Origin of the sequence: Flavobacterium sp., from assembly GCF_040382755.1 — a bacterium.
Lineage (GTDB): Bacteria > Bacteroidota > Bacteroidia > Flavobacteriales > Flavobacteriaceae > Flavobacterium.
The window spans coordinates 42,183-64,019 of record NZ_JBEIET010000002.1; the positions used below are offsets into that span (position 1 = coordinate 42,183).

General features: G+C 30.5%; 22 protein-coding genes and 1 pseudogene. 2 read left to right on the forward strand and 21 right to left on the reverse strand.

Annotated elements, in window-relative coordinates; all coding sequences use genetic code 11:
- Nucleotides 1-10: 10 nt before the first annotated feature.
- The 19 genes from ABWO04_RS00565 to ABWO04_RS00655 form a co-directional block, all read right to left on the reverse strand.
- Complete coding sequence (locus tag ABWO04_RS00565) at nucleotides 11-4,360, reverse strand: CusA/CzcA family heavy metal efflux RND transporter (RefSeq protein ID WP_353076516.1); 4,350 nt, start codon at nucleotides 4,358-4,360, stop codon at nucleotides 11-13.
- Nucleotides 4,361-4,455: 95 nt separating this feature from the next.
- On the reverse strand, nucleotides 4,456-4,782 hold the full coding sequence (locus ABWO04_RS00570) for a DUF6660 family protein (protein ID WP_353076517.1): 327 nt from the start codon (nucleotides 4,780-4,782) through the stop codon (nucleotides 4,456-4,458).
- Between the two features lie 94 nt (nucleotides 4,783-4,876).
- A complete protein-coding gene (locus ABWO04_RS00575) occupies nucleotides 4,877-5,122 on the reverse strand; it encodes a hypothetical protein (protein ID WP_353076518.1) in 246 nt (81 codons plus the stop codon).
- Nucleotides 5,123-5,408: 286 nt separating this feature from the next.
- Entirely contained in the window at nucleotides 5,409-5,612 is a 204-nt protein-coding gene (locus ABWO04_RS00580) for a recombinase family protein (protein ID WP_353076519.1), read from the reverse strand.
- Nucleotides 5,613-5,783: 171 nt separating this feature from the next.
- Nucleotides 5,784-5,972, reverse strand: a complete 189-nt coding sequence (locus ABWO04_RS00585) for a hypothetical protein (RefSeq protein ID WP_353076520.1) — start codon at nucleotides 5,970-5,972, stop codon at nucleotides 5,784-5,786.
- Nucleotides 5,959-6,153: a hypothetical protein gene (locus tag ABWO04_RS00590; RefSeq protein ID WP_353076521.1), complete on the reverse strand. Its 195-nt coding sequence runs from the start codon at nucleotides 6,151-6,153 to the stop codon at nucleotides 5,959-5,961. Before ABWO04_RS00590 ends, ABWO04_RS00585 begins: the two co-directional genes overlap by 14 nt.
- Nucleotides 6,150-6,497, reverse strand: a complete 348-nt coding sequence (locus ABWO04_RS00595; RefSeq protein WP_353076522.1) for a hypothetical protein — start codon at nucleotides 6,495-6,497, stop codon at nucleotides 6,150-6,152. Before ABWO04_RS00595 ends, ABWO04_RS00590 begins: the two co-directional genes overlap by 4 nt.
- Nucleotides 6,498-6,662: 165 nt before the next feature.
- On the reverse strand, nucleotides 6,663-7,529 hold the full coding sequence (locus tag ABWO04_RS00600; protein WP_353076523.1) for a DUF6371 domain-containing protein: 867 nt from the start codon (nucleotides 7,527-7,529) through the stop codon (nucleotides 6,663-6,665).
- Nucleotides 7,530-7,645: 116 nt separating this feature from the next.
- A complete protein-coding gene (locus tag ABWO04_RS00605; protein WP_353076524.1) occupies nucleotides 7,646-8,833 on the reverse strand; it encodes a hypothetical protein in 1,188 nt (395 codons plus the stop codon).
- On the reverse strand, nucleotides 8,833-9,189 hold the full coding sequence (locus ABWO04_RS00610; RefSeq protein ID WP_353076525.1) for a helix-turn-helix domain-containing protein: 357 nt from the start codon (nucleotides 9,187-9,189) through the stop codon (nucleotides 8,833-8,835). The genes ABWO04_RS00605 and ABWO04_RS00610 overlap by 1 nt, the downstream gene beginning before the upstream one ends.
- 123 nt (nucleotides 9,190-9,312) lie before the next feature.
- Complete coding sequence (locus ABWO04_RS00615; protein ID WP_353076526.1) at nucleotides 9,313-10,140, reverse strand: hypothetical protein; 828 nt, start codon at nucleotides 10,138-10,140, stop codon at nucleotides 9,313-9,315.
- Nucleotides 10,141-10,211: 71 nt separating this feature from the next.
- On the reverse strand, nucleotides 10,212-11,330 hold the full coding sequence (locus tag ABWO04_RS00620) for a tyrosine-type recombinase/integrase (protein ID WP_353076527.1): 1,119 nt from the start codon (nucleotides 11,328-11,330) through the stop codon (nucleotides 10,212-10,214).
- 3 nt (nucleotides 11,331-11,333) lie between these two features.
- A complete protein-coding gene (locus ABWO04_RS00625; protein WP_353076528.1) occupies nucleotides 11,334-11,687 on the reverse strand; it encodes a helix-turn-helix domain-containing protein in 354 nt (117 codons plus the stop codon).
- Between the two features lie 235 nt (nucleotides 11,688-11,922).
- The gene (gene mnmE / locus ABWO04_RS00630) at nucleotides 11,923-13,329 is read right to left on the reverse strand and encodes a tRNA uridine-5-carboxymethylaminomethyl(34) synthesis GTPase MnmE (RefSeq protein WP_353076536.1); all 1,407 of its coding nucleotides are present in this window, start codon (nucleotides 13,327-13,329) and stop codon (nucleotides 11,923-11,925) included.
- A gap of 438 nt (nucleotides 13,330-13,767) precedes the next feature.
- Nucleotides 13,768-14,886: a DNA polymerase III subunit beta gene (dnaN, locus tag ABWO04_RS00635; RefSeq protein ID WP_291242309.1), complete on the reverse strand. Its 1,119-nt coding sequence runs from the start codon at nucleotides 14,884-14,886 to the stop codon at nucleotides 13,768-13,770.
- A gap of 70 nt (nucleotides 14,887-14,956) precedes the next feature.
- Nucleotides 14,957-16,639, reverse strand: coding sequence for a gliding motility-associated ABC transporter substrate-binding protein GldG (gene gldG / locus ABWO04_RS00640; protein WP_353076529.1), 1,683 nt, complete (start codon nucleotides 16,637-16,639; stop codon nucleotides 14,957-14,959).
- Nucleotides 16,639-17,364, reverse strand: a complete 726-nt coding sequence (gene gldF, locus ABWO04_RS00645; protein ID WP_353076530.1) for a gliding motility-associated ABC transporter permease subunit GldF — start codon at nucleotides 17,362-17,364, stop codon at nucleotides 16,639-16,641. Before gldF ends, gldG begins: the two co-directional genes overlap by 1 nt.
- 153 nt (nucleotides 17,365-17,517) lie before the next feature.
- On the reverse strand, nucleotides 17,518-17,814 hold the full coding sequence (locus ABWO04_RS00650) for a putative quinol monooxygenase (protein ID WP_353076531.1): 297 nt from the start codon (nucleotides 17,812-17,814) through the stop codon (nucleotides 17,518-17,520).
- 92 nt (nucleotides 17,815-17,906) lie between these two features.
- Nucleotides 17,907-18,737, reverse strand: a complete 831-nt coding sequence (locus ABWO04_RS00655; protein ID WP_353076532.1) for an SAM hydrolase/SAM-dependent halogenase family protein — start codon at nucleotides 18,735-18,737, stop codon at nucleotides 17,907-17,909.
- Between the two features lie 108 nt (nucleotides 18,738-18,845).
- On the opposite strand from ABWO04_RS00655, the gene ABWO04_RS00660 reads away from it, so the two are divergent.
- A complete protein-coding gene (locus ABWO04_RS00660; protein WP_353076533.1) occupies nucleotides 18,846-19,796 on the forward strand; it encodes a PhoH family protein in 951 nt (316 codons plus the stop codon).
- 90 nt (nucleotides 19,797-19,886) lie between these two features.
- Nucleotides 19,887-20,834: a phosphoribosylaminoimidazolesuccinocarboxamide synthase gene (locus tag ABWO04_RS00665; protein ID WP_353076534.1), complete on the forward strand. Its 948-nt coding sequence runs from the start codon at nucleotides 19,887-19,889 to the stop codon at nucleotides 20,832-20,834.
- 88 nt (nucleotides 20,835-20,922) lie between these two features.
- On the opposite strand, the gene ABWO04_RS00670 is transcribed toward ABWO04_RS00665, so the two are convergent.
- On the reverse strand, nucleotides 20,923-21,639 hold the full coding sequence (locus ABWO04_RS00670; RefSeq protein ID WP_353076535.1) for a tRNA threonylcarbamoyladenosine dehydratase: 717 nt from the start codon (nucleotides 21,637-21,639) through the stop codon (nucleotides 20,923-20,925).
- 9 nt (nucleotides 21,640-21,648) lie between these two features.
- A pseudogene (locus ABWO04_RS00675) lies at nucleotides 21,649-21,837 on the reverse strand (TatD family hydrolase); the annotation flags it as partial.

The window sequence follows — 21,837 nt, forward strand, 5'->3', positions numbered from 1 at the left end:
TTACTTTTTATTATTGATTGATACTGTATTGAATTGTAATTATAGTTTGATTGTAATTATAAATCGCTTCGCTATAATTTAATTGAATTTGACTTGCTGTTTCTAAACTTTGAACATATTCCACATATGAAATATCACCGTTTTGATATGCTTTTGTTGCATTTTTAATTATTAAATTAGCATTTGGCACTGCTGTATTTTTATAATAATCAATTAATGAAGCATATGTAGCTAATTGCTCAGATTGTTGCTCTAAATGACTCTTAAATTGCTGATTTATATAATCGGCATTTTTCTGTTCTCGTTCAATATTTGTTTTTGCAGATTTTGCTCTTGCAATACTACTACCTGCAAATATTGGAACAGACAAACCAATTACAACACCTTGAAATTGAGGTGTGCTATTATAATATGTTGGTGATCCGTTTACATCTTGATTACCAGTTATTGACTGCAAAAAGTAACCTAATGAAAAATCTGGAGACAATGCTGATTTTTCTACTTTATGATTGGCTTGTGCTATTTTAACTTGTTGATCTGCTAATTGAACAATTGGATTTTGTTTTACCATTGAACTATCAACTTTCGCCATAGCAGGATAAGGAACAAATGAAGTATCCGTTGCTATAAATTCGGTTTTTAAATCTAAAATTGCTTTTAGTTTTGATTTTTCAATGGCGATTTGTGTTTTATTTTGCTTTATTTTTTGTTCTAATTCTTGTTGTTTCGCTAATGCAATTGTTTTTTCTAAAGCATTTGTTTCACCTGTTTGAAATTTTAGATTGGCTGACTTTACAAATTTTTGCATCACTGTATTTTGTTTTTCTAAAACAGCATTTTGTTTTTCATAAAACAATAAAGTATTCCAAGATTGCCTAATAGAATAAGTCACTTCTTGTTTTGAAACACCTAATTTCGTTGCGCTTGCATTACTATATGCTGCAAGTAAACTTCTTTTAGCACTTATTTGAAATGGATTAAAACTTTGACTGATTCCAAAATTTTTGTCTTGAGCTTGTGAATTTATCTGTCCAAATGTTCCTGACAATTCCGTTTTAGGAAGTTCAAATGCAGTTTTTTGCAATTGTGTTTGCATTTTTACTTCTAATTCTGAAGCTTGAATACTTTGATTATTTTTTAAGCCTATTTCAAGCGCTTGTTTTAAATCAAGTTTCTGAGTTTCCTGTGCATTTGCTCCGAATATCCCAAATAAAAATGTAATTACTAAAGCCGAATTATTCATAGTTTTTCTTTTGATTTTAATGCCTTTCTCAAAATACAAATACAGAATTGGAAGGACAATTAATGTAAGTAAAGTGGCTGTTATTAACCCACCTATAACAACAGTTGCTAATGGTTTTTGAACTTCTGCACCAGCACTACTACTAATTGCCATTGGTAAAAATCCAAGTGAAGCAACAGCAGCGGTTAATATAACAGGTCTTAATCTTACTTTAGTACCTTCTTTTATTCTGTCATATACATTGTCCACACCTTGCTTTTTAAGTTCATTAAAATATCCAATTAAAACAATACCATTCAGTACAGCTACACCGAAAAGAGCAATAAATCCAACACCTGCCGAAATACTAAATGGCATATCTCGTAACCAAAGGGCAACAATACCACCAATAGCAGATAATGGAATAGCAGTAAATATTAATAATGATTGTTTGATTGATTTAAAAGTAAAATAAAGCAGTACTAAAATTAAACCTAATGCTACTGGTACAGCAACAGAAAGTCGTTTGTTAGCCTCGATAAGATTTTCAAATTGACCACCATAAGTAGTGTAATATCCTTCAGGTAATTTAAGTTTTTCGTCTAATTTAGCTTGAATGGTTTCTACAACCGTTTTTACATCAGCACCACGAACATTGAAACCTACGACAATTCTACGTTTTCCATTTTCACGAGAAATTTGCATTGGTCCATCTTCATATTTTACATCTGCAATTTGTTCTAAAGGTATTTGATTACCTGATGGTAAGGTTACAAATAAAGCTTTTAGATTTTCAATATCTTTTCTACTGTCATTATCTAATCGTACAACTAAATCGAAACGTTTTTCACCTTCATAAACAACACCTGCCGTTTCTCCAGCAAATCCCATTCTGACTACTTTGTTTAAGTCGCCAATTTTTAAACCGTAAAGTGCTAATTTGTCTTTATTGTAACGAATTGTAATTTGTGGTAACCCTGCAACTCGTTCTGCTTTAGCATCAGAAACACCTTCAACACCATTAATTAACTGAACTACTTCTTCACCTTTGCTGACTAACATATCAATATCATCACCAAAAATTTTAATGGCAACATCACTTCTTACACCTGTCATTAGCTCATTAAAACGCATTTGAATTGGTTGAGAAAACTCTGTAAATGCACCTGGAATATCAGACAAAGCGTGTTCCATTTTTTCCATTAATTCCTCTTTGGTTTCAGCTGATGTCCATTCACTTTTATCTTTCAAGAGGATAATCATATCACCTGCTTCAATAGGCATTGGGTCAGTAGGAATTTCAGCCGAACCAATTTTGGTTACTATCATTTTAATTTCAGGAAATTTGTCTCTTAAAATTTGTTCTGCTTTTGTTGTTGCATCAACTTCTTGTGATAAAGAACTACCTGAAGCTATAATCAAATGCGTAGCAATATCACCTTCATCAAGTGTGGGAATGAACTCGCCACCTAATGTGTTAAATAAGACTAACGAACCTATAAATAACGTAATAGCTATACCAATAATAGCAGCTTTAACTCGTAATGCTTTTTCTAAAATTGGCGTATAGAAATTGTAAATGGAATCTATTATTTTATCACTAAAATTCTTTTTATGTCCTGTTTCTTTTTTTAATGCCAAAGCAGACATCATTGGAACATAAGTTAATGACAATATAAATGCTCCTAATATGGCAAATGAAACAGTTTGTGCCATTGGACCAAACATTTTCCCTTCGATTCCTACTAAGGCTAAAATTGGCAGATATACTATCAAAATTATTATTTCACCAAAAGCGGCACTACTTCTAATTTTTGCAGATGCTTTATACACTTCATCATTCATTTCTTGTGGGGTGAGTTTACCTTTATTACTGACTTGGAGTCGATGAATTATTGCTTCTACAATAATAACAGCACCATCAACGATTAATCCAAAATCGATTGCTCCCAAACTCATTAAATTTCCACTCACTCCGAAAAGTTTCATCATTGAAATGGCAAATAATAAAGCTAATGGAATAACCGAAGCTACTACTAAACCTGCTCTCCAATTACCAAGAAGTAATACTAAAATGAAAATTACAATTAATGCACCTTCAATAAGATTGGTTTGAACAGTACTAATGGCTTTATCCACTAAAACTGTTCTATCCATAAACGCCTCAATTTCTACACCTTCAGGAAGTGATTTTTTGATTTGTTCCATTTTTTCTTTGACTGTTTTAACAACTTCACCACTATTTTCGCCTTTAAGCATCATTACCATTCCTGATACTTCTTCGCCTTTTCCATCTTTTGTAACTGCTCCATATCTGATACTACTACCTATTTGAACCTTTGCAACATCACGAATAAGAATTGGAATTCCATTTTGATTTTTAACTACAATTTTATTGATGTCTTCAATACCATTTACCATTCCCACACCACGAATGAAATAAGCATAAGGCTTTTTATCAATGTATGCACCACCTGTATTTTCATTGTTATTTTCTAACGCATCAAAAATTTCGGTAATTGTAGTATTCATACTTTTCAGTTTATCTGGCTGAACAGCAATTTCATATTGTTTAAGATTTCCACCAAGTGTATTCACTTCAGCAACACCTTTTGTCCCAATTAATTGGGGTTTTATAATCCAATCTTGAATTGTTCTTAAATCGGTTGCGTTGTATTTTTCTTCATACCCTTTTTTTGGAAATACTACATATTGGTATATTTCACCCAATCCTGTACTAACTGGAGCCATTTCAGGTGTACCGACTCCTTTTGGTATGGTGTTTTCGGCTTCTTTTATTCGTTCAGTAATTTGTGCTCTTGCCCAATAAATATCTACTTCTTCTTTAAATACTACTGTTACAACACTTAAACCAAAACGACTTATTGAACGAAGTTCAACAATATCAGGAATTGATTTAACTGATTGTTCTATTGGATAAGTGATAAATTGCTCTACTTCTTGGGTTGCCAAAGTAGGTGAACTCGTAATTATTTGTACTTGATTGTTTGTAATATCTGGTAACGCATCAATTGGTAAAGTATATAATGAATAACTACCAACGATAACTAATACGAGTGTAAAAAGTCCAATAATAAATTTATTATTGATACTAAAATGAATGATTTTATCTAACATTTTTATTGTATAATGAATTAATAAACAGATAACTGTTTTTCTTTTTAAGTTACTTAAAAGACACAACTTATTAACCCGAAATTACTCGGGCTTCATTATACTAACTGAGGTGGTTGCCAAATACTTCCGAAGAAATTTGAAAAAGAAGTTGACTTATAAAAAGAAATAGAAGTTTTTATTTCTTGAAATTGTACTAAAAATTGAAAGGATTGTATTTCAAAAAAGCTTAATGTTTGTTGACCACAACAATTGCAAACACAAAAAGGAGAACATAAATCTGTTTCTTCATCGTGTGAGTGATTATGATGTGAGCTTGTTTGTGTGTGTGAAGATTTCACTAAAGCATCATTATGATTATCTGCACAAGGATAGGCAGTAAGCATAATTATATATATTGATAATATGATGTTTAGTATTTTCATTGTTGTAAAAGTAATATTTTTTTACAATAAATAAAAATAATTACGAATTGTGTTTTTTGTTTTATAACTCATGAAGATTAATTTTGCAAATTAATTATATAGTATTGATTTCTCTAAAAACGTCTTCTAAATCATTATTGTAAATCCCTTCAAATTTTAATTGTTCATCAGTTTTGCCTTCGGTCATATCCCATATTTTGGCATTGATTCCTAATGAAATAAGAAATGGTATTTTATTTAGTATTATGCTGACAGCGTTTTCGCTCATATCTGGAATAATCAGTACACTTTTTGCTGACGATTTACACGATGCTAATGTTTGTCGTATTATCGACAACATAATAAATAAAAATATTCAATACCCTAATGTTAATTTTGAATCCGTAAGAGTTAATATTGAAAATGAAATTTTAAAATTACCAATAAAGCAAAAAATGAAATATGTAGGTTTTTAATAAATGCAACTGTCAATAGACTTATAATTTTCCTTTTTTTCTTTGCTTCTACGTTTATTCAATTCACGCGTCAAATAGCCACTCTTTGGTCTTGGTTTGGAATCTTTACTACCTTTCGGTCTGCAAAGTATTGTTCCTTGTACTTTTGTTCTTTTATAAATTAGACTACTTTCAAATTCTGCAAAGGCTGCTAAATTTGGAAATATAATCTCCCCATAGAACTTCTGAAATCGATATCAATCCGATACCATTATCAACTAACTCCTGTATCTCAAGAATAAGTTCTCTTGATGACCTCGCAAATCTATCCAATTTATAAACAATAATAGACGAATACTCTCCCTCACGAAGTTTCATCAACAGTTCATGCTTCACGGGACGAGTTTTGTGACTGCTTTACACTTCTTCATAAAGGTCAAATTTATATGCTAAATCAGAGGTATATTGCAAAAATCTAATCTTTTGATTTTCATTTGTTTACCGACTTTTGGAAACGCGGCAATAGATGGCGACTTGTGATTTGAATCATTAATATTTTCCATAAATTTATGATTTTAATGTTCTATTTAATGCTTTGTAGTTATGCAGAGCATAATTTAAAGCCTTTAAAACGAAGCCTAAAGCAAATAACCCAACAACACCTGCTGCAATGTATATAGTCGTTTTTACATACTTGTCTTTATGCAATTCTTCCTTTAAGATTTGGTTTATACTTCCTATATTAGTCTTTTTCATTTTCTCTTGGGTAAGAAGTTTTAATCACATGATAAATCAATACCAATGCACTTGTTGCAATAACACCGAAAATAATTTTTTCAAACACTTTGTTTTTTCCATTAAGTATTACATTTTGTTTTTGCAAATCTGAAATTGGAGGTGGAATAGGGTTCGCTTCTAATGTTGTGAAATCTATCATTTTTTTATTATTTTAATTTGTTCATTAGTTAAAGTAATAATTACATAGTCATAAACAGCATAGTGGTTTTTCCCATCGTGCTTTTTAACATTATTATGAACGTTAAATGAAAAACCTTTTCCCAAAAGGTACTGCTTGAAAAATATTTTTTCATTTTCTCCAACCATAAGTTCGTTAAGTATTCGGAGGTTAATATGCAAAGGTTTGTTTATAAATGCTGCACTATGTCTCAATTCATTAGCTTTTTTGTTGTAATAAGATATACGGTTAAATGAATTTGCAAAGCGCTGATTAATTCTTTTTGGAACAAATGGTTCACCTGTAAATAAGTCTTTTCTAATCATAATCTATATGTTTTTACTCAAAGATATGATGTAAAATAGACTTACCCAATAGGGTTAAATTGCTTAATTTTGAAAATGTGTTTTAATTTGTTTTAATGTGAATAATAAGTGCATAAAAGTTATTAACAATCGCATTTATTTTATTTTAATACGCGGTGAAATACATTAAGATGATTTTTTTCTAAAATTTAAAATAAAATCTGCGACATCATATTTTTCTCTTTTATCATCAATTGAAGCATTATCTTCTAAATATTTAGAAACTTTAATATCGAAACTCTTTTCAAGTTTTTTAGTTTTTTCCATCCATAAATCATAAGCACCAATATCAGGAAACAAAATGATTTTTCGATTCTTTAATGGTTCTAAATATTTAGATGATAAATTGCTAATACCACCCGTCGCCATCCAAATAAAATCTTGAAAAAACAAACTTGCGATAATTGCTGTTTTTTCGCTCTCTACTAAAGCAATAGGTCTATTCGGATAAATCGGAAGTAAATGTTCGCCAAAAAGACACTTACGGATATTTTCATTTGGTATTTTAAGTTTTTTATGTACCCAAGTTATGTGATTGTATGGAACTTTTATACGTTTGCCACTATCATTATTGTATAACATTATTTTACCAGTTCTAACATTATTATCCTTGTCTATATACCAAAATATATTTGCACCATTCCAATTATTTGAACTTCCAATTTTATATAATTCAATAACACTTTTAGTATCTTCAATTCCGAATTGTACTTTTAAAAAATTTACAAAATTGTTTGCGTAAATATTACTGATGCTTTTGTCTAAGTAGTTTGAAGGTATATAAATAATTTTTTCTTCTCTATTTTGTGAATGGTAATAGCCAATTTCAGTTTTCGATTGTATATTAGGCAGAAATGTTTCTCCGCAAGAATGGCAAAATCCAAATTTTATGAAATCATCAAATGGTACAAATTTCCCATCATTATTTCCCTTTCCACAAGGGCAACTTTTAACATTAAAACGGTTTTTACTATTTAATTTATAATCTGTCATAAAATTAGTCTTATATGTTTGTAATTGCAATCGCCTATATAAGGCCTTACAAGGATACAATCATTGTAAATTGATTTACAAAGTTTCTTTGCAATTACAAACATTGGTTATAGTGCTTATTTTTTGCATAAAAAATATCTCATTACTTTTTCACTTTTATCTTTCTCCAAGAAGCACTCTTGACCATTTTGATTAAGAAGTGTTCTTTTGTTGATGAAAATTTCTTTAAGCCTATCTTCAATAGTTTTTTCAGAAGCATCCAATTCTTCAATAAGTTTGTCCAGCAATTCTCTTCGGGTTAAATAGGTGGAATCTCCTAAATACATTTCCAAAAGTTCACAAACCAACTCCAAATCAGCCTTTTGTTTTTTACCACTCATAACTTCTTGAATATCGTCTTTACTTGCTAAAACCAACCCTTTTTGTTCTTCTGAATATAATGCAAAAAAAGGTTCGTGTCGGGCAGTACTTCTGCATTTTAGGTATCTTATCTTAATTAAATTGGTATCTCTTTGTTTAGTATCTTTTTCATAAGAAACTTGTATGACCGTACTTGCCTTATTCATTAATTCAGTTCCAAAATGCCCTCTTGCTTTTTCGCTTTTTGGATTTTCGTGGATTAAGCATAGAAACACAACATTATGTTCGTTTATTGCTACATTCATTAAATCTATCAACTCCATACTCTTATCAGTTTTATTGAAGTCTTCAATACAATCTGTTGAAACATCCAGAACAATAAAGAGTGGATTTTCGGTTTCTTGTTTTAATAATTTTAGGTACTCATCTAAAACTGCAAATCTTTCTTTACGGGTTATTTCTAATAGAGATATGTATTTAAAATTTTCGGGATGGTCTTTTTTGTCATACCCTGCTTTAATTTGAATACATTGTAAAGCGTAAGGAAATTGCTCCGATTGGTTTCTTTCAGTATCTACGTATACAACAGTATTGTTTGCTTCAAAGTTTTCCCGTTTGTAGCCTAATAATTCTTTGTTAAATCCGTTTCGCTTTAACATAGCAGCACATATAAATTCGGCTAATCTACTTTTGTGAACACCTGCTTGTCCCTGTATAACATTGATTGTGTGCGGAAATATTATAGCATTATCATTTTGCCTTAATATTGGGTCTGCAAATCGTATATCGCTTTCTTTTATTTTTTTAATTTTTTCTGTTGTCAACATTATTTTTGATAACGATTCCGAATATATAATAGTATTTTTTGCTAACCCCTCAATCTCTTTTTTTAAACCTTCAGAAGTTATTTTTCTTTCTGAATTATCGTCTTTAATGTCGCTCATTATTTCTTACCAATATAATTTTCTACTTCTTCTTTTATCTCATCGTTGCTTTTTACCTTTCTGTTAGCAATATATCTCTCTAACTCTTTTTTTGAAAAAAGCAGTTTACGTTTGCCGCTGCGGGAATAAGGTAATTCTCCTTTCTCCACTTTAGAATAAATAGTATTAAGTTTGATTTTTAAAAATGATGCCGCTTGTTCAGCCGAAAGAAAATCCTCATCCATATTTGGTTCTTTGGATGATTTGTTTTTTGAAATTTGTTCCATTGCTTCTTTAACGGAGGAACGAACCACCACGTTAATGTGATGGAAAATCTGTGGTAGTAAGTCACTTACTGGTACTTGCTCTTTGTTCATTTTGATTAAATTTAAATGTTATGAATAAATATGACACAAAATTAATGAGCGCGAAATACCCTAAACAATAACCTAAATTTTTAGGGTATTGTTTAGGGTATTGTTTTTTCTTTTATTAAATAATTATTTTTCTTTTCTTTGATTTTGGGGGATAAATTCTGCTACATCTAATAAAATCCTTTTTGTTTTTATTGGTTCTGCTTTTGGTTTACTTAATACTTGAGATATAGTATTAATTTTTAATTCCACAAATTCCTTTTGTTTGTTCTTTGCAGTAAAATGTTTAACTATCCAATTTGCTAATTCTTTAATGCTGGAAACTTGAATTTTTGAATTATATCTTAATCTTTTGAATAACTCCGCCAATTGATTCGATTTTCCATTGAAGTTCAATAATTCTGTTGACTCATTGTTAATTAAAAAATCAAATAATTCAGTTTCTTGTCCTTTAAAAAAGACTTTAAATTTTTCAAAAAATACATTTGCAAAATCAGTATCCATAGTAACTATTCTCTTATTTTCTGAATCATTTATCCTTGGAGTTTTATAATATGCTTTCTTATTTAAAAATGTTCTGTTTCTTTCAAGCCAATTAACCATTTTCTCTAACCGTATTTGCTCATTTGGCAATACCTTTTCTTTAACAATATCATAAATTAAAAACTCAAGAAGTCCAATAAAATTATCTTTAGATGCATATTCATTACCCAAGAATAATACAGACTGATAAGATAATAATGGTTCAATTTTAAACACATCCATAGTCAATAATTTATAACTAAGAAATTTATTGTACAAATTATAATTAGAAGGAAGAATAAAATTTCTATTTTTTTGATTTTCAACCTCATTGAAGCCTTCTTCAATCAAAAATTTAACTAAATTATCTTCTTCAAATTTTAAAGATTTCACTGATATAATATTATTATTTGACTTGTATTTCTCTTTCATTCTATCGAGAATTTCAAATGCATCAACATCATATACGTGTCTGTATGATGTTCTAAGGTGACTATCTTCTGTCATAACTCAATATAAATTAAATTTGCTGCATTTACCTTTGTTTCGCTTAATACTTTTGCATAAATCATTGTTGTCTCAATTTTTTTATGACCGAGCATTTTAGAAACAGTATATATGTCGACACCCTTATTTAGAAGTAAAGTTGCATAGGTATGACGAAAGTTATGTAGTGTTATTTTTTTGTGGATACCTGCTCTTAATATCCATCTTTTAATCTTGTCATTATTACTATCTGAATACTTTAAACCTCCAAAAATTAGTTCATTTGGTTTTCCTTTTACCCCAAGTAGTTTAACTGCTGTTTCGCTTATTGGGTGCATAATAACGTCTAAAGTTTTCTTTTGAATGATATGTATAAAATAACCTTTTGCTGTTTGTTGAATATCAATCCATTTTAAACTCTTAATATCAGACCATCTTAACCCTGTAAGCGCAGAAAAAAGGGCTAAATTTTTTAATGCTATTGAATCACATTCTGTTTGTGCCAGAATTTGAAGTTCTTCTTGTGTTAAAAACTCTCTCTTAGTTTCTTTTTGTTTGATTCCCTTAATGTGACGTAATGGATTTTCATTTAATTGTCTTCCATCAAATGCTTCGTTGATGGCACACCGAAATTTATTGAAGTAACTTAATGCAGAGTTTTGAGATAGCCTTAAGCCTTTAACTGTGTTTAATCGGTCAGCATGTAAAAGGTATTCTTTAAATTTATTACAAAAATCTTCAGTTATATCTCCCATTACACATTTTCCGTTAGTGAAGTCATTCAAGTATTTTAATGCGCTTAACCAATTACCGTAATTACCATCACTTTCTCTACGTTTTTCGCACAAATGTTGAAAAAAAACTAAAAAGTCTCGTTTCTTGTTTTGAGAATTGAAAATTCCATCTTGCTCATTTAATATGTCTTTTTCCCTTTTATTTTTAACTCCTTCAGCAAAATTAATATTCTCTTGATTATGGCGTTTTTGTTCTGCTGTTTTTGGTTTTTCATAAATATATCTGTTTAGATATTCTCTACGTGTAAATTTTCCATTGCTTCCTTTTATTGGGGGATAAAAGTCTAAAAACAAACTTTCTCTCCCATTGGCTATTTTCTTTTTTCTTAAATGAACTCCCATTTTCTATTTTATTATGTCGTTAATTACTTGTTTTTTTATTATTACTTTTCCCCCAATATTAGAAGTAGCAATCGTCTTGTTCTTTATGTACCTATATAAACTCATTCTACTAATTCCAAGTAGTAAGCAAGTCTCTTTAATACTTAAATACTCTTTAGATTGAATTAACTGCATATTTATTCCTACTGATTTCTCATATTCAATTTTTTGAGTATTTGCTATTTTTTGAGATTTCTTTTTTTTCTTGTATGCTTTTGCTGCACATTTTTGTGAGCAGAACTTTGTAACGGTAGTTTTAGCAATAAAACCTTTATTACACTCTAAACAAATTTTGGGTATTATAATGTTGCTGCTCATTTGTATAAATTATTGTAAAAATTTGTAACATAATGTAACAGGAAGTATCGTAATAATATATTATTTATGTAAATAATTGTACCCTGAAGCATTAAGATACATCAAAGATACAATTTTTATATTATTATATACAAGTAGATATTAATAAAAATAATTTTAAGTACTATATAAAGTCTTATAATATAAGGATTTGTATAGATTAAGTCAGATTGTTTTATATTAAGTAATAGTATTATTACTTTCCGATACAAAAGTTAGCGAAAATATTACCAAGTAACTCATCGTTAGTTACTTCGCCCGTAATTTCACCAAAGAAATATAAAGCACTTCTGATGTCAATTGCCATTAAATCAGATGAAATTCCAGCATCTAAGCCCCATTTTACTTTCTGAATTTCCTCTAACGCTTTTAATAACGAATCGTAATGACGTGAGTTGGTTACAATGGTTTCATTATTTCGTAAAGCACCTGTATTTACAAATGAAAGCAAGGTGTGTTTAAGTTCGTCAATGCCTGTTTTTTCTTTGGCAGAAATTGAAATGGATAATGGATAATTAATAATGGATAATTTTTCTGAAAGGAGTTTATGTTGCTCTTCGTTTAAAAAATCTATTTTATTAATAATCATTACAAGTGGTTTTTGAGGAAACTTATTCTTGATTTTTTCAATTTCAATTTTAAATTTGTTTTCATTTTCAATTATCAATTGTAAACTATCAATTAAAAAAAGAACCACTTGCGCTTGTTCAATTTTCTCAAATGTTTTTTGAATTCCGATGCTTTCCACCACATCTTTCGTTTCACGGATTCCAGCGGTATCAATAAATCGGAAACCAATTCCGTCAATTACCAGTTCATCTTCAATGGTGTCTCGGGTGGTTCCAGCGATGTCTGAAACTATGGCGCGTTCTTCGTTTAATAAAGCGTTTAATAGCGTAGATTTTCCTACATTGGGTTCGCCCACTATGGCTACCGGAATTCCGTTTTTAATTACGTTTCCTACTGCAAAACTGTCAATTAAACGTTTTAAAACAAATTCTATACGTGCTAATAATTCGTTAAAAGCGGTTCGGTCAGCAAAAGCAACATCTTCTTCTGCAAAGTCTAATTCCAATTCAATTAATGAAGCAAAGTTTAATAATTCTTCACGTAATTTCGCAATCTCGTTACTAAATCCACCGCGCATTTGTTGCATAGCAATTTGATGACTTGCTTCGTTATCTGATGCGATTAAATCGGCCACAGCTTCTGCTTGGGATAAATCTAATTTTCCGTTTAAAAAGGCACGTAATGTAAATTCTCCAGCTTGCGCCATTTTCGCTCCTTTGCGAAGCAGTAATTGAATGATTTGTTGTTGAATGAAAACAGAGCCGTGACAAGAAATTTCTACTACATTTTCGCCTGTATATGAATTTGGACCTTTAAAAATGGAAATTAATACTTGATCATATGTTTTTGCATCATCCATAATATGTCCTAAATGAATGGTATGCGTTTTTTGCACCGCAATATTTTTACCAGAAACCGATTGAAATACCTCGGCAGCGATACTAATAGCGTCTTTCCCAGATAATCGAATAATAGCAATTGCTCCAGCGCCAGATGGCGTAGCTAAGGCAACTATGGTTTCTTGTAAAATCATATGATACGTTTTGTTTCTTGGCAAAGATAAAATTTTAGTTATTAGTAAATAGTAATTAGTGAATAGTTTTTTTTGAGGAGTTAATTTGTTAATGGTGGCTGAGGCTCTCGAAGCCACTATTGATATATCCGGTGGCTTCGAGAGCCTCAGCCACCGGAAGATTTGAGTAACTCAGTAACCACACACAATGACCACTACGTTTGTCATCCTGAAAGGATCTCTTTTAGTTTGTTTAATTACAAAAGTGAAGCGTATTGCGTGAGACCCTTTCAGGGTGACAAACGTTGGGTTTATTTTTATGTAACGAATTATCAAATTAAAAAATCAGTTTAATTCATTCTAATCTGCTTCATCTGTGTACCCAAACACCAATAAAAAAACCACAAAAGCTAAAAGCTATTGTGGTTTTAAGTAGTAGTTAGGTTGGTTGTAAATTTTTTAGTTATTAAGCATTACTGGCATTACTAACATAGTAACAGTTTCGCCTTCATCTAATCCATCAATAGGAGTAAGAATTCCGGCTCTGTTTGGTAATGACATTTCTAATTGAATTTCATCACTTGTTAGGTTGTTTAACATTTCGGTTAAAAAACGAGAGTTGAAACCAATTTGTAAATCGTCTCCGTGGTAATCACACGTTAAACGTTCGTCTGCTTTGTTTGAATAATCTATATCTTCTGCTGAAATATTTAATTCGGTTCCTGCAATTTTTAAACGAATTTGGTGCGTAGTTTTGTTAGCAAAAATAGCCACACGACGCACTGAATTTAAAAAAGTAACACGACTTAATATTAATTTATTTGGATTTTCTTTTGGAATTACCGCTTCGTAATTTGGATATTTTCCATCAATTAAACGACACGTTAAGATGTAGTTTTCAAATGAATAGGTAGCATTAGAATCGTTATATTCTACTTTAACTTCTGCATCTGAAGTGGCTAAAATTCCTTTTAAAATATTTAAAGGTTTTTTAGGCATAATAAATTCGGCACTTTGAGATGCTTTTACATCTGCACGAGCATATTTTACTAATTTATGAGCATCTGTAGCTACGAAAATTAATCCTTCTGTAGAAAACTGGAAAAATACACCACTCATAACAGGTCGTAAATCGTCGTTACCAGTTGCGAAAATGGTTTTACCAATTGCTGTTGCTAATACCTCTGCAGGAACAATAGTTGTAGAAGGGTCTTCTAACGCAACTGCTTTTGGAAATTCTTCACCAGCAGCATATGCAATCGCATATTTACCAGAATTTGAACTAATTTCTACAGTACTGTTTTCTTCAACTGTAAACGTTAAAGGTTGCTCTGGAAACGTTTTTAAAATATCTAAAAGCAATTTTGCTGGTATAGCAACGCTTCCTTTGCTGTTTGATTCGATTTCTAAGCTTGCCGACATAGTAGTTTCTAAATCGGAAGCTGAAACGTGTAATTGATTATTATCTAATTCAAATAAAAAATTATCAAGAATAGGTAAGGTGTTGTTACTATTAATAACACTTCCTAAAACTTGTAATTGTTTCAATAAATACGAACTGGATACTATAAAATTCATCATTTTCTAATTTTTTTCTTTTACAAATATAATGGGTTACAATTAAATCTAAAAATATACTTATTAACAACTAACGATTATATTTTTTCTTTCTTAAGTAGGTAAATAATAAACCAAAAATTCCTAATAACACAATGGGTAACGCCACAGTTAGCATTTGTGTTTGACTGTAGTTGTCTTGAACGCTTTGTTTATCTAATAATGGAAGGGTGACATCTTTACTTCTTATGTTAATAAGTCCGTTATCGTCTAATAAATAATTTACGCTATTTAGTATAAATTCTTTGTTTCCGTAATATTGACTGGTGTATTTATCATATCCTAATTCAATAGGTGCTCCTTTGTCAATTTGATTTTTAATCACATCTCCATCTGAAATTACAATCATTTTTGTAGGAAAACTTTTTGATAGAAATTTCCCATCTTTAAAAGGTAAAACACGATTGTTGAACATGGATGTGAATGAACCTTCTAATAAAGCTGCTACAGGAATAAATCCACCATTAATATAATCTTTTTCTGAAGTTTCTTCTCCAATCATTTCTAAAGAAACTATACTAGGAGTACCAATTACTTTAGAATATTTTGAACTTTCCATTAAAATGGTTTTTTTAACGTCAGATTTTAACAATTCAATAGGTGAACAGAATTCGAATTTCACGCCATCCATATTTTTTACTATGGGATGTTTAGATGCTGGATAAATAAATGGAGCCATCATCCAATTGTAAGTTTCATTTTGAGTTTCACTACCTTGGTTGCCTGAAGCTAATGCTAAAGGTGTTCCACGTTCGTCTTTAATCAGTTGTGGATTAATTCTGAATCCGTATTTGAAGAACATATCCGTTAAATTCAAATCATTACTTCCTACTAAAGTTGAACCAGTTTCATTGTATAAATTTTCCATTTCGGCATTAGTTCCGTCTATTAACCAAAGTGTTTTTCCACCTTTCATTATGAATTGATCTAATACTTGTTTTTCTGCTTCTGTAAATTTTTCTTTTGGTTTAGCGATAATAGCTAAATCAAAAATATTTAATTCTTTTAAGGTATTTACAGGATTTTTTTTCACAGAATCTAAGGTAATTGGTCCAACATTATAATTTTCGAAAATTGTTTTTAAAACATCTGCAATATAAATATCTTCTAATTCCCCATTTCCTTTAATAACTGCAATTTTACGTTGCTTTTCATTCGAGATTTTATGAATGGCTTCTGCAAAAGCGTATTCTAAATGCTGTACGGAACTTTCAACTTTTTTCTCTGTTGAAGCGCCCATTAAATTTTTCAATAATTGCACTTTTGTTCCTTTATCACCATAATTAGCAACTGCCCAAGGGAAAACTACTTCTTGTGTTTGTTTTCCTTTTTCTATTAAAGATATATTAATTGGTAACATATCCTTGTGAGCAAATTTTTTCATTACTTCCAAACGGTCTTCTTCTTTTTCAATGGGATTTACAAATTGAAACGTAATGTTTGAATTATATGCGGAAAATTCTTCTAATAATTGTCGTGTTTCCGTTTGAAGTTTCTTAAAATCGGCAGGAAAATTACCTTCTAAAAAAACATCAATTATTAAAGGTGAATCTACTTTGTCAATAATTTTTTTTGTGGTTTCAGAAAGCGTATATCGTTTGTCTTGCGTAACATCGAAACGTTTGTAAATATAATAACTTGCAAAGTTTAAAATAAATAAACCAATCGCTAAAAACCCTAATTTCTTTAAACTATTTTTTTGAACGTCTTTCATTACCATTTAAGCGATTTAAGTTGATAAACAGTTCCAGCTAAAAATAAAATAGTGATACTTATAAAATACGTAATATCTCGTGTGTCTAAAACGCCACGACTCATACTTTTAAAGTGAAAATCCATCCCTAACGTTTTAATAATTCCACTGAAATTCCCAAACAAATTAGACAATCCGTCAAACCCAAAATAAAAGAAAAAACATAAAAAAACAGCAATAATGAAAGCTACTATTTGATTGTCTGAAAGGGTAGAAGTGAAAACACCAATAGAAGTGTAAGCACCAATTAAGAATAACAATCCGAAATACGAACCAATGGTACTTCCATAATCGAAACTATTTTGAGCTGCTGTAAAACTTGAAACTATAAACACATAAAAAAGGGTAGGAACGATTGCAATTAAAATTAATATAAAAGCACCAAGAAATTTACCATTAACTATTTCCCAAAGGCCTAATGGTTTGGTGAATAAAATTTCTAAAGTTCCTTGTTTTTTTTCATCCGAGAAACTTTTCATAGTTACTGCTGGAATTAAGAAAATAAGTATCCAAGGAGCTAACTTAAAAAACGGACTCATATCCGCATATCCAGAATTTAAAATATTAAAATCTCCATCAAAAACCCAAAGAAATAATCCGTTTAATAACAGAAAAATAGCAATAACTAAATAGCCAATTGGCGATCCAAAAAACGATTTTATTTCACGTAGCAATACTGCTTTCATATATTATGCTTGTTTTATATTGACAAAAGTAATTTATAAACTTGAAACTTGAAACTTTAATTTGTTTTTTGACACAGATTATACGGATTTTAAAAATTTTAAAAATTTCTTTAATCGGTGTTTTTAAAAATTCGATAATTCGCGGCTATGATTTCACTCCAAAGTAGCCAATTTATTCACACTCCACGCTTCCGGTTTGTCTGCGAAAAGTGTTTTAGTGTAACTCCAAACTTCATTAAATAATTCGGATTGTCTGTATTTCTCTAAAGCGGCTTCATCTTTCCAATAACTGTAAGTAAAAAAAACGCGAATATCTTGTTTGTCTTGATACAATTCTAAAAATTCATTGCCTTCAAAACGTCTTATTTGATGCTTAATTTCATTAAAATTATTTAAAAAATCTGCAATTTTATCTTCTTGAAAGGTAAGTTTCACAATTCGTACTAACATATATATTATTTAAATTCCAATATTTTATTCCAAATCCCAAATCCCAAATTCCAGAACCCAAAACCCAAAACCTTTTACCCAACACCCTATACCTATGAATCAAATTCCACAATAACAGCATCCTGTATTTTTAACCCCAATAAGGTGTGCGCAGAACCGGAACGTTTAGGATTGCTTCTGTAAACGGCAATTTCTAAAAAATCATTTTCATTAAAAATCGCTATTTCGTTTCCAGCCATTGCATTTAAATCAGCAGTAGTGTTGTTTTTAAAATCGGCATAATTATTTTTGACTCTTTTTATAGAGTAAACAGAAAAGCGAACCGAATATTGTCTGCCTTTTGCAATTTCTTCTATGTATTTTTTTGAAATATTCGTAACACAATTCCCAAAATCATCAATATAGACAATATGTCCGCGAATAGAATTTAAATTTTGATCCAAAATAGGCACTAACATATTCCGTTTCTTAATTTCTGTTACTGGTGAACCAATTACCATCATTTCGCCACCTTTTGCTAAATGAGTAGCAACAGTTGCAAATACGTCTAAATCGCTCGAACCATCAATCAATCGGTCGTGAATAGTAATTTGAACAATTTTATCTGGATTTCGTTTGTTTATTAAACCGCCAAAAATTCCATTATCAGCACCAATAAAATAATGTCCATCGAACAACATTGCAATATGTGTGGTATCTGCATTTCTGGAAGCATCTACTGCAACAATATGCACTGTTCCTTTTGGAAAATGCGAATAAGAAACGGATAGTAAATAACTGGCTTCTAATACATTAAATTTATCTATACTATGTGAAAGGTCTACAATATTTGTCTCAGGTAATAATGAATATATCTTACCCTTAAAAATTCCCGCAAAATGATCTTTTAAACCAAAATCTGTAGTAAGCGTAATTATTGACATTGTATTGTTTATAACTTATTTATTATGGAAAGCTTGTTTTTATTATATTTGAATGTTACAAAATTACTCTTTTTTTTACAGAATAAAAACAATTTAAAATTATAGCCTTTGAACGAAAGAATTATTGAATTGGAAAACATTGCACCAAAAGATTTTTGGGGTGCACACGATAGTCATTTAGAAACCATTAAAAAGTACTATCCGAAATTAAAAATTGTAGCAAGAGGCACTGTTTTAAAAGCGTTTGGAGAAGCGGAAGTGTTAGATGAATTTGAAAAACGTTTTCGACGTTTGATGACTCATTTTACTCGTTTCAACACTATTGATGACAACGTAATTATGCGTGTTATTGAAGGTGATGCCCAACAAACAGGGGAGATGCCTGCAGGAGATCAAATTTTAGTTCATGGTTTAGGCGGAAAACTAATTAAAGCAATGACGCCGAATCAGCAAAAATTAGTTGATTTTGTAGCTAAAAACGATATGGTTTTTGCAGTTGGGCCTGCAGGAACAGGAAAAACCTATACCGGAGTAGCACTTGCCGTTAAAGCACTAAAAGAAAAACGGGTAAAACGAATTATTTTAACGCGGCCTGCAGTTGAAGCAGGTGAAAATTTAGGGTTTCTTCCTGGTGATATGAAGGAAAAATTAGATCCGTATATGCAACCCTTATATGATGCGTTACGCGATATGTTACCGCCACAAACCCTTGAAGATTATATATTAAAAGGAATTATTCAAATTGCACCATTGGCATTTATGCGTGGAAGAACCTTAGATAATGCTTTTGTGATTTTAGATGAAGCACAAAATACAACGCATTCTCAAATGAAAATGTTTTTAACAAGGATGGGAAAAAATGCTAAATTTATCATAACTGGAGATCCAGGGCAAGTCGATTTACCAAGAAGAACCATTTCTGGATTAAAAGAAGCTATTCTGGTTCTAAAAGATGTAGACGGCATTGGAATTTTATATCTTGATGATAAGGATATTGTTCGACACCGATTGGTAAAAGCAGTTATTAATGCTTATAAAAGTATTGAAAATACAGATTAATTTTAAAAGAGGTGTTAAAATAAACGCCTCTTTTTTTGTTAAAAAATGATTTTAAAACTACTTTTGCAAAACAAAACAACAACACACTATATGAGCACTATTACAACTACAAATTTTAATTTCACAGGTCAAAAATCCGTTTACAGAGGAAAAGTTAGAGAAGTGTACAACATCAATAACGATTTATTAGTTATGATTGCTACTGACAGACTTTCTGCTTTTGATGTAGTTTTGCCTAAAGGCATTCCTTATAAAGGGCAAATATTAAATCAAATTGCTACAAAATTTATGCAATTAACAGAAGATATTGTACCAAATTGGTTAATTGCCACTCCTGATCCAAATGTAGCTGTAGGTCATTTATGTGAACCTTTTAAAGTAGAAATGGTAATTCGTGGTTATTTATCAGGACACGCTGCTCGTGAATATGCTTTAGGAAAAAGAACGATTTGTGGTGTTACAATGCCAGAAGGTTTAAAAGAAAATGACAAATTTCCTACACCAATTATTACGCCAACAACGAAAGCAGATAATGGTTCACACGATGAAGACATTTCACGTGAAGCGATTTTAACTAACGGAATTGTGACTGAAGAAGATTACTTAGTGTTAGAAAAATACACAAGAGATTTATACCAAAGAGGTACAGAAATAGCCGCTTCAAGAGGTTTAATTTTAGTGGATACAAAATACGAATTTGGAAAAACTAAAGACGGAAAAATTGTTTTAATTGACGAAATTCATACCCCAGATTCCTCTCGTTATTTTTATGCTGATGGATATCAAGAAAGACAAAACAATAACGAAGAACAAAAACAATTGTCGAAAGAATTTGTACGTCGTTGGTTAATTGAAAATGGATTTCAAGGTAAAGAAGGACAACAAATCCCAGAAATGACATCAGAATATATCGCTACCGTTTCTGAAAGATATATTGAATTATTCGAAAATATTTTAGGAGAAAAATTCGTAAAAAGCGACATTTCAAATATTGAAGAACGCATTTTTAATAATGTTCAAGCGTATTTGGCAAAATAAAAACGAATATTTGTCAATCTGAACTTGTTTCAGATTCTAAATATTATAAAACCTGACAGGTTATTGAAATCTGTCAGGTTTTATTGTTTTATTCCTTAATCAAATGTTTTACAACCGTTTCCGCAGCGTGTAAACCAAAAAGTGCTGGCATCCAGCTATTAGTGCCGTAGAATGATTTCTTGTAGTTAGAACCATCCGTCGTTTTAATACTTGTTGCATCTGGATGCTCAATGGAATAAACCGCTTTTACACCTTTATTTATGCCTTCTTTTCTTAATCTTTTTCTAATATTTTTAGCTAAAGGACAAACTTCTGTTTTACTAATATCTCTAACTACAACTTTATTAACATCAAATTTCCCACCTGCTCCCATATTGCTGATTACTTTAATCTTTTTGCGTTTAGCAGCAACTAAAAGGTTTATTTTTGGCGTTAAACTATCTATACAATCTAATACATAATCAAATTCAGTAGTTACAATTTCTGAAGCACGTTCTGGTGATAAAAATTCTTCAATGCGTATTAAGTTCAGTTCAGGATTAATATCCATTAATCTATCGCCAACAATTTTAACTTTTGGTTCGCCAATGGTACTATGTAAAGCAGGTAATTGTCTGTTAATATTTGTAATATCTACGGTATCGCCATCAACAATTGTCAGTTGACCCACACCAGCACGAACTAAAAATTCAGCCGCAAATGATCCCACGCCACCTAAACCAACGACTAATACGTTAGAATTTTTTAATTTATTTAACCCTTCTTCTTTAAATAATAATGCTGCTCTTTCTTGCCACTTTGCCATAATTTATTTCTATTTATTGAAAACAGTTTGGTAATTGTTCCAAACTATTTCTTTCATTTCTTCTACAGAAATATTTTTACATTTTGCTGCAAAAGTATAAACTTCTTCTAAACTTTCCGAAATTGTATCGGTTTCTAAGAAAATTTTATCGTTTGGAACATATTTAAAAACCAATTCCATTTCTGGATTTCGAAGTAA

What these genes read in the sequence shown, in the direction of transcription:
- ABWO04_RS00570 (WP_353076517.1), bottom strand. Translation starts at nt 4,782, where the DNA reads ATGAAAATACTAAACATCATATTATCAATATATATAATTATGCTTACT.
- ABWO04_RS00605 (WP_353076524.1), bottom strand. Translation starts at nt 8,833, where the DNA reads ATGAGCGACATTAAAGACGATAATTCAGAAAGAAAAATAACTTCTGAA.
- ABWO04_RS00615 (WP_353076526.1), bottom strand. Translation starts at nt 10,140, where the DNA reads ATGAAAGAGAAATACAAGTCAAATAATAATATTATATCAGTGAAATCT.
- ABWO04_RS00585 (WP_353076520.1), bottom strand. Translation starts at nt 5,972, where the DNA reads ATGAAAAAGACTAATATAGGAAGTATAAACCAAATCTTAAAGGAAGAA.
- gldF (WP_353076530.1), bottom strand. Translation starts at nt 17,364, where the DNA reads ATGAAAGCAGTATTGCTACGTGAAATAAAATCGTTTTTTGGATCGCCA.
- ABWO04_RS00575 (WP_353076518.1), bottom strand. Translation starts at nt 5,122, where the DNA reads ATGTTGTCGATAATACGACAAACATTAGCATCGTGTAAATCGTCAGCA.
- dnaN (WP_291242309.1), bottom strand. Translation starts at nt 14,886, where the DNA reads ATGAATTTTATAGTATCCAGTTCGTATTTATTGAAACAATTACAAGTT.
- ABWO04_RS00565 (WP_353076516.1), bottom strand. Translation starts at nt 4,360, where the DNA reads ATGTTAGATAAAATCATTCATTTTAGTATCAATAATAAATTTATTATT.
- ABWO04_RS00665 (WP_353076534.1), top strand. Translation starts at nt 19,887, where the DNA reads ATGAGCACTATTACAACTACAAATTTTAATTTCACAGGTCAAAAATCC.
- ABWO04_RS00650 (WP_353076531.1), bottom strand. Translation starts at nt 17,814, where the DNA reads ATGTTAGTACGAATTGTGAAACTTACCTTTCAAGAAGATAAAATTGCA.
- ABWO04_RS00625 (WP_353076528.1), bottom strand. Translation starts at nt 11,687, where the DNA reads ATGAGCAGCAACATTATAATACCCAAAATTTGTTTAGAGTGTAATAAA.
- ABWO04_RS00610 (WP_353076525.1), bottom strand. Translation starts at nt 9,189, where the DNA reads ATGAACAAAGAGCAAGTACCAGTAAGTGACTTACTACCACAGATTTTC.
- ABWO04_RS00600 (WP_353076523.1), bottom strand. Translation starts at nt 7,529, where the DNA reads ATGACAGATTATAAATTAAATAGTAAAAACCGTTTTAATGTTAAAAGT.
- mnmE (WP_353076536.1), bottom strand. Translation starts at nt 13,329, where the DNA reads ATGATTTTACAAGAAACCATAGTTGCCTTAGCTACGCCATCTGGCGCT.
- ABWO04_RS00670 (WP_353076535.1), bottom strand. Translation starts at nt 21,639, where the DNA reads ATGGCAAAGTGGCAAGAAAGAGCAGCATTATTATTTAAAGAAGAAGGG.
- ABWO04_RS00595 (WP_353076522.1), bottom strand. Translation starts at nt 6,497, where the DNA reads ATGATTAGAAAAGACTTATTTACAGGTGAACCATTTGTTCCAAAAAGA.
- ABWO04_RS00590 (WP_353076521.1), bottom strand. Translation starts at nt 6,153, where the DNA reads ATGATAGATTTCACAACATTAGAAGCGAACCCTATTCCACCTCCAATT.
- ABWO04_RS00655 (WP_353076532.1), bottom strand. Translation starts at nt 18,737, where the DNA reads ATGTCAATAATTACGCTTACTACAGATTTTGGTTTAAAAGATCATTTT.
- ABWO04_RS00620 (WP_353076527.1), bottom strand. Translation starts at nt 11,330, where the DNA reads ATGGGAGTTCATTTAAGAAAAAAGAAAATAGCCAATGGGAGAGAAAGT.
- gldG (WP_353076529.1), bottom strand. Translation starts at nt 16,639, where the DNA reads ATGAAAGACGTTCAAAAAAATAGTTTAAAGAAATTAGGGTTTTTAGCG.